Origin of the sequence: Rhizobium sp. C104 (genome assembly GCF_022354505.1) — a bacterium.
GTDB classification, from domain to species: Bacteria; Pseudomonadota; Alphaproteobacteria; order Rhizobiales; family Rhizobiaceae; genus Rhizobium; species Rhizobium redzepovicii.
Map to the genome: position 1 here is coordinate 114,319 of NZ_CP092348.1, position 13,032 is coordinate 127,350.

General features: G+C 61.5%; 11 protein-coding genes and 1 pseudogene. 9 read left to right on the forward strand and 3 right to left on the reverse strand.

Annotation, left to right across the window (positions count from 1 at the left end):
• Window positions 1-9: 9 nt before the first annotated feature.
• The 9 genes and pseudogenes from MF410_RS01615 (at window position 10) to ureG (ending at window position 7,036) form a co-directional block, all read left to right on the forward strand.
• Window positions 10-315, forward strand: coding sequence for an urease subunit beta (locus MF410_RS01615; RefSeq protein ID WP_097629114.1), 306 nt, complete (start codon window positions 10-12; stop codon window positions 313-315).
• Between the two features lie 12 nt (window positions 316-327).
• On the forward strand, window positions 328-735 hold the full coding sequence (locus tag MF410_RS01620; RefSeq protein WP_097629113.1) for a lysozyme inhibitor LprI family protein: 408 nt from the start codon (window positions 328-330) through the stop codon (window positions 733-735).
• A gap of 1 nt (window position 736) precedes the next feature.
• Window positions 737-1,376: pseudogene (locus tag MF410_RS01625) on the forward strand (Urease operon accessory protein).
• Window positions 1,377-1,379: 3 nt separating this feature from the next.
• Window positions 1,380-3,092, forward strand: coding sequence for an urease subunit alpha (ureC, locus tag MF410_RS01630; protein WP_097629111.1), 1,713 nt, complete (start codon window positions 1,380-1,382; stop codon window positions 3,090-3,092).
• Between the two features lie 33 nt (window positions 3,093-3,125).
• Window positions 3,126-3,797 carry a TIGR02117 family protein gene (locus MF410_RS01635; RefSeq protein WP_097629195.1) on the forward strand — a complete coding sequence of 224 codons (672 nt, stop codon included), beginning with the start codon at window positions 3,126-3,128 and terminating at the stop codon, window positions 3,795-3,797.
• A 331-nt stretch (window positions 3,798-4,128) separates the two neighbouring features.
• Window positions 4,129-4,992: a GGDEF domain-containing protein gene (locus MF410_RS01640; protein ID WP_097629110.1), complete on the forward strand. Its 864-nt coding sequence runs from the start codon at window positions 4,129-4,131 to the stop codon at window positions 4,990-4,992.
• 84 nt (window positions 4,993-5,076) lie between these two features.
• On the forward strand, window positions 5,077-5,658 hold the full coding sequence (locus MF410_RS01645; protein WP_097629109.1) for an urease accessory protein UreE: 582 nt from the start codon (window positions 5,077-5,079) through the stop codon (window positions 5,656-5,658).
• Between the two features lie 6 nt (window positions 5,659-5,664).
• A complete protein-coding gene (locus tag MF410_RS01650) occupies window positions 5,665-6,336 on the forward strand; it encodes an urease accessory protein UreF (protein WP_097629108.1) in 672 nt (223 codons plus the stop codon).
• A gap of 88 nt (window positions 6,337-6,424) precedes the next feature.
• Window positions 6,425-7,036: an urease accessory protein UreG gene (gene ureG / locus MF410_RS01655; protein ID WP_097629107.1), complete on the forward strand. Its 612-nt coding sequence runs from the start codon at window positions 6,425-6,427 to the stop codon at window positions 7,034-7,036.
• Window positions 7,037-7,141: 105 nt separating this feature from the next.
• Here ureG and MF410_RS01660 read toward each other — a convergent pair whose 3' ends face one another.
• The 3 genes from MF410_RS01660 to MF410_RS01670 form a co-directional block, all read right to left on the reverse strand.
• Window positions 7,142-10,462: an efflux RND transporter permease subunit gene (locus MF410_RS01660; protein ID WP_097629106.1), complete on the reverse strand. Its 3,321-nt coding sequence runs from the start codon at window positions 10,460-10,462 to the stop codon at window positions 7,142-7,144.
• A gap of 12 nt (window positions 10,463-10,474) precedes the next feature.
• Window positions 10,475-11,665 carry an efflux RND transporter periplasmic adaptor subunit gene (locus MF410_RS01665; protein ID WP_097629105.1) on the reverse strand — a complete coding sequence of 397 codons (1,191 nt, stop codon included), beginning with the start codon at window positions 11,663-11,665 and terminating at the stop codon, window positions 10,475-10,477.
• A gap of 390 nt (window positions 11,666-12,055) precedes the next feature.
• Window positions 12,056-13,027 carry an ABC transporter substrate-binding protein gene (locus MF410_RS01670; RefSeq protein ID WP_097629104.1) on the reverse strand — a complete coding sequence of 324 codons (972 nt, stop codon included), beginning with the start codon at window positions 13,025-13,027 and terminating at the stop codon, window positions 12,056-12,058.
• Between the last annotated feature and the right edge of the window lie 5 nt (window positions 13,028-13,032).

The window sequence follows — 13,032 nt, forward strand, 5'->3', positions numbered from 1 at the left end:
GGAGATAAGATGATACCGGGTGAGATCATTGCCGCAAGCGGCGACATCGAACTGAATGCCGGCGCACCGACGGTGACGATGGAGGTTTCCAACACCGGTGATCGGCCGGTGCAGGTCGGCAGCCACTATCATTTCGCCGAGACCAATGCCGGACTCTCCTTCGATCGGGCGGCGGCGCATGGCAAGCGACTGGATATTCCGGCGGGAACGGCGGTGCGCTTCGAGCCGGGACAGACGCGCTCGGTGACGCTGATCCCGCTTTCCGGCAAGCGCGAGGTCTATGGCTTCCGTCAGCTGGTGATGGGCAAGCTCTAACGGGAGGGATGCATGCGTTTGAACATCTGCCTCATCGGGGCGGCGATGCTGCTGATGGCTGGTAGCGTTTCCGCTCAGGATGTCGATTGCCAGAATCCCCAGACGCAATCCGATATGACCTCTTGCGAGGCGGCGCGCCACGAGACCGCTGACAAGGCTTTGAATGTGCAATACAAGAAGACCCGCGCCGCCTTGGCGGCGGTCGACAAGGATCTCGACGGCGACATGAAGGGCGCGGAGCAGGCGCTGGTCAAGGCGCAGCGCGCCTGGATCGATTATCGAGACGCCGAGTGCGACGCCTTCGGTTTCCAGGCCCGCGGCGGCACGATGGAGCCGATGCTGGTCGCCGGGTGCCTCGCCAACATCACCGACAAACGCACGAAAGAGCTGAAAGAGCTCGAAGACACGATGAGCAACTAAGGTGATCAGGAAAATCGTAATCGTCGGCAATGGCGAGGTCGCGGAGGCGGAAGCAGGCGTGATCGATGCCGCTGATTTCGTCGTCCGCTTTAACGATTGCCGTTCCTATGGGACCGGCGGTAGCAGGACGGACGCCGTCGCGGTGTGCAATACCGGCCGGCCCGCAAAGGCGATGCTCGGTTCCCTGACAATGGCGCACCCATCCCGGCGTGGTTTCGGCCCGCGAAGTCTGGAGCGTGCGCGACCCGGAAAAATTCGCCGCGATGCGGGCGCCGCTTGCCGTCTCGCATCCTGATCTCGACGATTTCTGCGACGACTATACGGAGGCATTCGGCGCCTTCTGCACAGAGACTGGCAAGACGCACGTCGTCATCGACAAATCGATCCACGAGGTGGTCGATGCGGCGCTCTCGGCTTTCGCGCCGGCACCCTATGTCGTGCCGAGCAGCGGCATGATCGTTATTGCCGAAGTGCTGAGCAAATTTCCCGAAGCCGAGGTGATGTTGGCCGGCTTCGGTCACGTCGGCTGGGAGTGGCACCCGTTTGCGGCCGAACGACAGCTCGTCGATAGTTATATTGCCCTGGGCCGCCTCAAGCGGCTCGGCGGAAAAACGCTTGTCTCTTCCTCCTACGGAGCCTGATGGATGCCCTACAAGATCTCGCGCGCCGCCTATGCCGGCATGTTCGGACCGACCACCGGCGACAAAGTGCGCCTTGCCGATACGGAACTCTTCATCGAGATCGAAAAGGATTTCACCACCTATGGCGAAGAGGTGAAGTTCGGCGGCGGCAAGGTGATCCGCGACGGCATGGGCCAGAGTCAGGTGACGCGAGCGGACGGTGCGGTCGATACCGTCATCACCAATGCGGTGATCGTCGATCACTCCGGCATCTACAAGGCCGATATCGGGCTGAAGGACGGGCGCATCGTCGCCATCGGCAAGGCGGGCAATCCCGATATGCAGCCCGGCGTCAATATCATCGTCGGCCCGGGCACGGAGGCGATCGCCGCCGAAGGCAAGATCGTCACCGCTGGCGGCATGGACAGCCATATCCACTTCATCGCGCCGCAGCAGATCGAGGAAGCGCTGATGTCGGGCATGACCTGCATGCTCGGCGGTGGCACGGGACCGGCGCACGGCACGCTCGCCACCACCTGCACGCCCGGTCCCTGGCATCTCGCCCGGATGATCGAAGCGGCCGACGCCTTCCCGATGAACCTTGCCTTTGCCGGCAAGGGCAATGCCTCGCTGCCAGGGGCGCTGACCGAGATGGTGCTGGCCGGCGCCACCTCGCTGAAGCTGCATGAGGACTGGGGCACGACTCCAGGCGCCATCGACTGCTGCCTGTCGGTCGCCGACGAATATGACGTGCAGGTGATGATCCACACCGATACGCTGAACGAAAGCGGCTTCGTCGAGGATACGATCGGCGCCATCAAGGGCCGCACCATTCATGCCTTTCACACGGAAGGGGCGGGCGGTGGGCACGCGCCCGACATCATCAAGATCTGCGGCCAGCCGAACGTCATCCCGTCGTCCACCAATCCGACGCGGCCCTATACGGTCAACACCATCGCCGAGCATCTCGACATGCTGATGGTCTGCCATCACCTGTCGCCGTCGATCCCCGAGGATATCGCTTTCGCCGAAAGCCGCATCCGCAAGGAGACGATCGCTGCCGAAGACATATTGCATGATATCGGCGCCTTTTCGATCATTTCGTCCGACAGCCAGGCCATGGGCCGCGTCGGCGAGGTGGCGATCCGCACCTGGCAGACTGCCGACAAGATGAAGCGCCAGCGCGGCCGGCTGAAGGAGGAAAAGGGCAATAACGACAATTTCCGCGTCCGCCGCTATATCGCCAAATATACGATCAACCCTGCGATTGCCCATGGGCTCAGCCACGAGATCGGCTCTGTCGAAGTCGGCAAGCGCGCCGACCTTGTGCTGTGGAATCCGGCCTTCTTCGGCGTGAAGCCCGACATGGTGCTGCTCGGCGGCTCGATCGCGGCAGCATTGATGGGCGATCCGAATGCCTCGATCCCGACGCCGCAGCCGGTGCATTACCGGCCGATGTTCGCCTCCTACGGCCGGAGCCTCACCAATTCCTCCGTCACTTTCGTCAGTCAGGCCTCAGTCGATGCTGGCCTGAAGGGCCGGCTCGGCGTCGCCAAGCAACTTGTCGCGGTGAAGAATACGCGCGGCGGCATCTCCAAGGCGTCGATGATCCACAACGACCTGACGCCGGAAATCGAAGTCGATCCGGAGACCTACGAGGTCAGGGCGAACGGCGAGTTGCTCACATGTGAGCCGGCGACGGTGTTGCCGATGGCGCAGCGCTATTTCCTGTTTTAGGCCACACGGCCCTCTGTGCGACGGATGGCGCCGATGATAACAGGCATCCGCTGGCTGTTGCGGGCCGTGTTTCTGCTTGTGTTTCTGGCGGCCTGCGGGACCTTCGTTCCCCGGCCGCTGATTGCCACCGTCGAGGCGTCGTCTGCGGCGGCGACGCATCGGATTCTGCTGCTGTCCGGACCGATCCATACTGATATTGCCATTCCGCTCGACGAGGAGACGCGAGCTGCCTTTTCCTTTCTCGCCGAGACCGGTTTTCCGCTCGGCCATCCGGATGCGGAGTGGCTCATCGTCGGCTGGGGCGGCCGCGCCTTCTATCTGGAAACCCCGAGCTGGTCGGAGCTGAAGCCGCTGCCGGTGCTGGGGGCGCTGACGATCGACCGTTCGGTGTTGCATGTCGATCTTGCCGGTCGCATCGCTGAGCCGCAGCCGGCCGTTGCGGCGTTCGATATCGGCGACGATCAAATGGCGCGGCTGCGGAATTTCATCGCGGACAGCTTCGTTCGAAATGGGGGCGTGGTGGCGGGCATTCCGGATGCGGGTTACGGCGAGATCGACCGGTTCTTCGAGGCCAACGGATATTTCAACGCGCTCTTCGGCTGCAACACGTGGACGGCTGCCGCGCTCCGCTCGGCGGGACTTAGGACCGGCTTATGGAATCCGCTTCCACAATCATTGCGATTGTCTCTCGGTGTCTACAATTGAGCCAATCGCCAGGCGATCCCCTCTTTAAAGTGAATTGTGTATCATACTCTCCGATCGGTTGTAAAAATCGGTGGAAAAGCCGGTATTTTCCTCAGTTAGGCCATTCTGGAACAGCCCCATCTTCCTGGTTAATAAAGCTGTTTTAAATCAAACGGCTAACTGTCTCGTCGCCCTGTCCGATTCAGGGATTGGAGGGCTGCATCTCCTGCTAGAAAAAATCTGTCCACCGAAAGGTCCGAAACCGTTCGAATTTTAACGAGTCGATTAAGACACCCGCAGCAATTTGGCTCCTATCAATGCCTTGAAACGCCGGGCAGGAAGGTCGATTCTCATGAGAAACTGGATGTCGCTGCAGGCCGATTTCGGCAATTTCCAATATCGCGGGAACGTCTATGTCTTTGCATTGAAGATGAGCTTTCTGACAGTCCTTCTCTCCGGCATCATCATGGCAGTGACGATCCCGCCGCTCGATTTTCTCGGGCTGCTGCCGGTGACGCTTTCGAACGCGATCGGCTTCGGCGTCATTTTTTCCTGGCTTGTCGGCGGGACGGTTTCCGGCATGCTGTCGCTGGCCGCCGGTTTTGCCCTGCACGAACTGACGCTGTCGCGGGCGGAGTTCGAAAAGCTCAGCCGAACGGACACGCTTTCGGGACTTTTGAACCGGCGCGCTTTCACAGAGGCGCTCGAGTACACCGAAGGCGACGCCTCGCTTGTTATTTTCGATGTCGACCGCTTCAAGGCGATCAACGATCGCTTCGGCCATGGCTGCGGCGATGCCGTCATCACCGCGGTCTCGGCCATACTCATATCCGCCTTCGATGAAATGTCCGTCGTCGCAAGATTGGGCGGGGAGGAGTTCGGCATCATCATCTCCGGCAAGCCGCTGGAGGCGCGGATGGAACGCATCGAAGGTGTCCGGGCCCGGATCGCAAGCGGCGCCATCGCGGCCGAAGGGCACGATATCCGTATTACCGTTTCCGGCGGTGTTGCCGATCTCGCCGCCGGCCGCAACAAGCAGGCGGTCTATGCGTCGGCAGACCGCGCGCTCTATCTCGCCAAGGCGCTCGGGCGCAATCGCGTCGTACACGAGCGGGAAGGCCTGCATCATGCCTGGCACGGGCTCGCCGATAGTGGCCTCGAGGCCAAGGGCAGGGGAACCGAGAGCGACAACGTGATGCAGGCTTACGGAATATAAAAGCCCGAAGCGGGCACAAAGGCCATTGGTGCTTGCATCTGGAAAGGCTATTTTGCATGGTCGCCTCAGCAAAACGGACATATCATGCAGCGCGTTACCTCCTATCTTCCCGCCGGAACCCCGTCCTCCCATCCGATCGCCCAGGTCAAGCTGCCGCACGATCTGCGCCATCTGCGCCGCAAGCTGCTGCATCTGGAAAATGGCGAGATGGTCATGCTCGATCTCAAGGCCCCGGTGCTTTTCGCCAATGGCGACCTGCTGGTGCGCGACGACGGTGAACTGATCGAGATTCTCGCGGCCGATGAGAAGCTCTTCGAAATTCGCGGCCGCGATCGCACACATCTGGTCGAGCTTGCCTGGCATCTCGGCAACCGCCATCTCGCGGCGCAGATCGAGGAAGGCCGTATCGTCATCCTGCGCGACCACGTCATCCGCAGCATGCTGCAGGGGCTCGGCGCTACCGTCCTCGACATCGACGAACCCTTCCAGCCGGCGCGCGGCGCCTATCATTCCCATGACGCGCATTCGCGCGATCAAGGTCATGCGGCTCATGACCACGGGCATGAGCACAAAGATGATCACGGCCACGAGCATGTGCATGGGCCGGGATGTGATCACGACCATGACCACGATCACGGGCATCATCACGACCATAAACACGACTGAGGCTCGATGACTGGAGATTGTGAGCTGCAGGCATTGTTGCGCCTGACGGCATGGCTTTCGCCGGCCTTTCCGGTCGGCAGCTTTGCCTATTCGGGCGGGCTGGAGCGGGCGGTGGCCGACGGGCTGGTCACCGATGCCGCCTCGCTGGCGGCCTGGATCGGCACGCTGATCGGCCATGGCTCGGTTTGGAACGATGCGGTACTTTTGGCCGAAAGCCACAGGTGGCAGGAAGAGCCAGAGCGCCTTGCCGAGATCGCTGCGCTCGCGGAGGCGCTGGCCGGATCGCGCGAGCGCCATCAGGAAACTATGCTGCTCGGCGAGGCCTTCCTGGCGGCGGCACGCGCCTGGCCGGATGGTGTGTTCGAAAGGCTGCCTGACAAGGCGGCCTATCCCGTCGCGGTCGGGGCTGTCACCGGCGCGCACGGCATCGGGGCTGAGAAGGCGCTCGCCGTCTTCCTGCATGCCTATGCCTCGCAGGCGGTTTCCTCAGGCATCCGCCTCGGCGTCACCGGTCAGAAGGACGGTGTTGCCGTGCTCGCCGGTCTTGAAGAGAGCATCACCGAGGTCGCGCGGCGGGCAGCGGTCTCGTCGCTCGACGATCTCGGCTCGGCGACGGTGCAGGCCGATATTGCCGGCCTGCGGCATGAGACGCAGGCGACGCGGCTGTTCCGTTCGTGATGGCGTAAATTATCCGAGCATCTGCGTCATTTGACGGTGGCGTGTGGCCTCGGCGTCGCTATCATCGGGTTCGATTGGAGTAAGGCATATGAAATCAAGAAACGGACCTCTGCGGGTCGGCATCGGCGGACCGGTCGGTTCGGGCAAGACGGCGCTGACCGAAAAGCTCTGCAAGGCGATGCGCGACGACTATTCCGTCGCCGTTGTTACCAACGACATCTACACGACCGAGGATGCCGAGGCGCTGGTGCGCATGCAGGCACTGCCTTCGGACCGGATCGTCGGCGTCGAGACCGGCGGCTGCCCGCACACCGCCATTCGCGAGGATGCGACGATTAATCTTCAGGCGATCGCCGGCCTCAACCAGCGGATCCCGGATCTCGACGTGGTCTTCATCGAATCCGGCGGCGACAATCTGGCGGCGACCTTTTCGCCCGATCTTGCCGATATCACCATCTATGTCATCTCCGTCTGCCAGGGCGAGGAAATCCCGCGCAAGGGCGGGCCCGGCATCACCCGGTCGGACCTTCTCGTCATCAATAAGAAGGATCTGGCGCCCTATGTCGGTGCCGATCTCGAGGTAATGGACCGGGATGCGACGCGCATGCGCGCAAGCCGCCCCTTCGTCTTCTCCGACATGAAACGCGGTGACGGCGTTAGCTCGATCGTCAGTTTTATCAGGGAGCAGGGCGGGCTCTGACGAGAAGACCTGCCGCTGTCGACCGACGCTGCGGATGGCGGCGCGAACGGCAAAATGAAACGGGCCGGGAGATCACTCCCGGCCCGTTCATGTTCTGAGTTTTGCTCATTCTGCTGCGAAAGGCGGCAAGCGGAGCACGTTGGTGTCGTTGGCGCTCTTGCGCTTGCTTTCCGGCTTTTCGATCGCGGTCAGCCGCTCCTCCAGCGAGTCGATGTCTTCGCGGTTTTCGCGGGTAACACGGGTGAGATCCTCGCGCGACAGCGGCAGCTCCTCCTCGTCTTTCCGGCCGACCAAGCGTCCGAACATCCAACCGAGCAGGCGGGACAGATCGTCCATGATCAGGAAGAAGGAAGGCACGACGACCAGCGAGAGCACCGTCGAGACGATGATGCCGCCGATCACCGCGATTGCCATCGGCGCGCGGAACGAGCCGCCTTCGCCGACACCGAGCGCCGAAGGCAGCATGCCCGCCGACATGGCGATCGAGGTCATGATGATCGGCCGGGCGCGCTTGCGGCCGGCTTCGACCATGGCCTCGACACGAGCCATGCCCTGATGGCGCATCTCGATCGCAAAATCGACGAGCAGGATGGCGTTCTTGGTGACGACACCCATCAACATCAGAATGCCGATCATGACGGGCATCGACAGCGGATTGCTGGTGATGATCAGAGCCGCCGCGACGCCGCCGATGGCAAGCGGCAGCGAGAACAGGATGGTGAAGGGCTGGATCACGTCCTTGAAAAGCAGGATCAGCACCGTCAACACCAGCAACAGACCCATCAACATGGCGTTGACGAAGCTCTGCTGCATCTCGGTCTGCACCTTGGTGTCGCCGCTTTCGGCAAGGTGCACGGAGGCCGGGATGTTGGCTGATTTGACGATCTCGCGGAAACGGGCCGAAGCCGTGTCGAGGGCTACACCCTGCGGCAGATCGGAGCCGATTGAGACGACGCGGTAACGGTTGTTGCGCTTGATCGAGCTTACGCCCTCGGAGTAGTCGATATTGGCGACGCTCGCGAGCGGAACGGTGCCGCCGCTGGCGGTCTGGATCTTCAATGCGCGGATGGCTGAGAGATCGCGGCGCATGTCAACTGCCGCCTGCACCCGAATCGGGATCTGGCGATCGTCGAGCGAGATCTTGGCAAGGGCGGCATCGACATCGCCGATGGTGGCGACACGGATCGTCTCGGAAATCTGCTGCGGCGTGATGCCGAGGCGTGCGGCTTCGTCCTTGCGTGGATATACCTGCAGTTCCGGACGAGGCAGGGCGCCGTCGGCGCTGACATTGGCAAGCAGCGGATCGGCGCGGAGCTTGGATTCCAGGATGCCGACGGCGTCGTTCAGGTCCTTCTCGTTCTTGGAAAGGAAGTTGAAGGAGAGGTCGCGTTCGCCGCGGTCGTTAAGCTTCAGGATATGAACGTCGGGAATGTCGCGCAGCTTGGCGAAGACTTCCTTTTCAATATTCCATTGCGGACGCTCGCGGCCGTGGACTTCCACTTTCGGCAGCATCGGGCCGATGAGGGGGATGTGGCCGAGCCCGTCGTTGACCATCTTCTTGATCAGCGATTGGTCGAGCTTATGGAGTGCCAGCGTGATGGTTGCACGACGCAGTTCGAGGTCGCCCTTCGGAGATGCGCCGCCGAGGACGAAGACGCTTTCGACGCCGTTGATATCCTTGACCCTGTCATAGATCGCATCCGTCGTCTTCTCGGTGTCGTCAAGCCTTGCATTGGGCGGTAATTCGACGGAGAGAACGATTCGTGAAGCGTCTTCGGGCGGCAGGAAGCTGCCCGGAACCTGCATCAGCAGCAAAACCGAGCCGATCAGGAAGCCAAACGCGACAAGCAAGGTCGCATAACGCGTGTACCAGCGCCCCGTCGTGCCGCGGATGAGTCGGGTGTATCCACGCATCAGCAGGCTGTCATTGTCATGATGGTCGTCGACGCCATCTTCTGCACGCATCAGATAGGCGGCCATCATCGGGGTGATGAGGCGTGCGACCATCAGCGAGAAGAAGACGGAGAAGGCGACGGTCAGGCCGAACTGGATGAAGTATTGGCCGGGAATGCCCGGCATGAATGAAACCGGCACGAAGACGGCGATGATGGTGAAGGTGGTGGCGATGACGGCAAGGCCGATTTCATCGGCCGCCTCGATCGCCGCCCGGTAGGGCGTCTTGCCCATCTTGATATGGCGGGCAATGTTCTCGATTTCGACGATCGCGTCGTCCACCAGAATACCTGTCGCCAGCGTCAGGGCGAGGAAGCTGACGAGGTTCAGCGAGAAGCCCATCATGTCCATGACCCAGAAGGTCGGGATCGCCGACAGCGGCAGGGCGATGGCCGAAATCAGCGTCGCGCGCCAGTTCCGGAGGAACAGCAGAACGACGATGACCGCAAGCAGCGCGCCTTCGAGCAGCGTGTGGATGGCGGCTTCGTAGTTGCCGTAGGTGAAATAAACCGAATCGTCGATCAGTTCGATCTTCACGTTCGGGTTTTCGCTGCGGACCTTGTCGAGGCTCTGCGCGACGGTTTCGGCGACGCTGACTTCGCTGGCGCCCTTCGAGCGGAAGACGCCGAAGGTGACAACAGGCGTATCGTTGAAGCGCGAGAAGGATTTCGGCTCCTCGTAGGTGTCCTTGATGACGCCGAGATCGGACAGCTTGACGAAACGGCCGTTCGGCAGCGCAATGGTCGTATCGGCAAGTTCGGCGACGTTGCGGGCGTCGCCGAGAACGCGGATTGCCTGTTCGCTGCCGGCCACCTGGCCGCGGCCGGAGCCGAGATCGACGTTGGTGCCGCGCAGCTGTTGGTTGACGCTGGCGGCGGTGATGCCGTGTGCATCGAGCTTGCCGGGGGTGAGTTCGATGCGCACTTCGCGCTCGGCGCCGCCGTAACGGTCGACGCGGCCGATGCCGGCCTGACCCTGCAACGCACGCTTGACAGTATCGTCGACGAACCAGGAGAGTTCTTCCAGTGACATGTCGGGAGAGGACACTGCGAAGGTCTGGATCGCCTGGCCCTCGACATCGACCTTGGTGACGATCGGTGCCTCGGCGGTCGCCGGCAGATCGCTGCGAATGCGGTCGATCGCATCCTTGACGTCCTGCACGGCCTGTTCCGTCGGCACTTCCATGCGGAACATGACGTTGGTCTGCGAGCTGCCGTCGGTCACCGTCGACTGGATTTCGTCGATGCCGGTGATGGAGGCGATTGCGTCTTCGATCTCCTTCGTCACCTGCATTTCGAGTTCGGCCGGCGAAGCGCCGCTCTGCGTGACGCTGATCGAAACAAGCGGAACGTCGATGTTCGGGAAGCGCGTGATCGGCAGCTTATTGAAGGACTGCATGCCGATGAATATCAACAGGCAGAAGGCCAGCAGCGGCGCGATCGGGTTTCGAATGGACCAGGCTGAAAAATTCATCGGATGGTCTCTTTAGTTGGAAGCCGGGGGCTGTTCACGCACCGGCGTGATGTGGTCGCCGTCACGGACGTAAGCGCCCGCCTTGGCCACGACCTCGTCGCCGCTCTTCAATCCATCGACGATCTCGACATAGGCACCGTCCTGGATGCCGGTCTCGACCTTGGCGAATTTCACCACGCCATCCTCGACCTTGCGGGCCGACGAGCCTTCGTTGCCGGTGAGCACGGCGGTCAGCGGAAGCGATACGCCCTCCGTCTCGCGAACGATGACCTCGGCGCTGCCATACATGCCGGAGCGCGCCTTGCTGTCGTCGTCGATCGAGATGTGGACGAGACCGAGGCGGGTGGTGGGATCGACGGTCGGCGATACCAGGCGCACGGCGCCAGATAGCTTCTCGCGGCTGCCGGAAAGCGAAATCGCTGCCTTCTGGCCGGCCACGACCCTGACGATGTCGCTTTCGGCGACCTCTGCGACAAGCTCGACATCGCCGTCGCGGATGAGGGTGAACAGCGGGTCGCCGTTGCCGGCGGCAATGGCGCCGACCTTGGCGTTCTTCGCCGAGACCGTGCCGGCCACCGGCGTCTTCACATCGGTGCGCGCCAGCTTCAGATCCGCATCGGCGATCTGGCTGTCGAAGACCTTGAGATCGGCCTCGGCAACCTCGATCGCCTGTTCGGCGGAGACGACGCGGGCATTGGCGGCGGCGGCCGTCGCATCGGCCTGCTCGACCTGAGCGGTGGAAACCGTACCCTTCTTGACCATTTCCTGGGCGCGGGCCTGCTGCTGCCTTGCTTGTTCGGCATTGGCCTGCGCCTCGATGAGCTGGGCGCGCAGCTGGGCGAGGCTTGCCTCACCCTTGGCTTTCGTCGCCATCATCTGGCTCTTCTCCAGCACCAGCGCGTCGTCGTTGAGCGTCGCCAACGTGCTTTCCGCCTCAACCTTGTCGCCGACATCGGCTTTCAACGTACGGATCGACAGGCCTTCGACCTGCGGTTGAATATAAACTTCCTCGACGGGCTTGATCGTTCCCGTGCCGATGACACGGTCGACGAGCGTGCGATTCACAGCCTTGGTGACGACGATCGCCGGCAGATTCTGCTGCGGTTTTTCGACCGGCTTTTCCTGCGAAAATGCCGTGGATGCAGCGAGAGCTGCTGCAAAAAAGGTAGCGGCGCCTAGAATTTCAATCGGCTTGCGTGCCATGCGTCTTCGTCCAATCTTGTAACAAGCTTAGCCGAACTCGCGCGTCTGCCACTCAGCTCGCGACCAGGCCACTGCCTTTCCTGCATTCTCAGGGGTATCCGCACATCATTGCCGTCTTCGTCCCTCGCCGGCAAATCGGCTTTTAATTGGTATCGATTTGCTCGATATGCAAGCCCGGCAGAAAACAATTCCCCATGAGCCGATAATAATTACCATCGAAACCTGAATCAATCACCGGAGGGTTATGTGAACATGACGATGATTGATCCTGTTCCCCTATGACGTTTGACGCCCGACAAATGCGACAGTTGCAAGGTGTTTTTTATCAGGTGGATAAAAGAAACGCGCGGAGATCTCCCGCGCGTTTCGTTTTCGCATTGTTTGCCGCGATTACTTGGCTGCGGCGTCGGTAATGTCGTGCGTCCAGGCGCCGGAGGGCTCCTTGTTGATGATCTTCTGGTCGAGCAGCGCCTTTGTGGTGCGGGCATAGAGCGCTTCGTCCAGCTTGCCTGAGCCGTCACCGACCAGCTTGGCGACTTCGCCCATCATCCGCTTCTGGTGATTGTCGTCCTGACCGCCATTGTCCATGACGATCTCGGCGGCTTCGTCCGGATTTTCGGTCGCATATTTCCAGCCCTTCATTGAGGCGCGGACGAACTTGACCATCTTCTCCTTGAAGGCCGGGTCCTTCAGCTTGTCTTCCATCGCATAGAGGCCGTCTTCCAACAGGTCGTTGCCCATCTCGGTATAGTTGAAGACCGTCAGTTCCTCCGGCTTGAAGCCGGCATCGATCGCCTGCCAGTATTCATTGTAGGTCATCACAGAGATGCAGTCAGCCTGCTTCTGGACGAGCGGCTGCACGTCGAAGCTCTGCTTCAGCACGGTGACGCCGTTCGCGCCGCCTTCCGTCGACAGACCCAGCTTGTTCATCCAGGCGAAGAAAGGATATTCGTTACCGAAGAACCAGACGCCGAGCGTGTGGCCCTTGAAGTCGGCTTCGGTCTTGACCGGGCCATCCTTGCGGCAAATCATCTCCAGGCCCGATTTCTGGTAGGGCTGGGCGATGTTGACGAGCGGAACGCCCTTTTCGCGGGCAACCAGGGCGCCGCCCATCCAATCGACGATGACATCGGCGCCGCCGCCGGCGATCACCTGCTCAGGGGCGATATCGGGGCCGCCCGGCTTGATATCGACGTCGAGGCCTTCTTCCTTGTAGAAGCCCTTGTCCTTGGCAACGTAATAACCGCCGAACTGGCTCTGCGTGACCCATTTCAGCTGCAGCACCACCTTGTCGGCGGCCATCGCCTGGGCAGCGGCAAGCGTCATCGCGCTCGCCATCATTGCAACCATCAACTTTTTCATTTTCT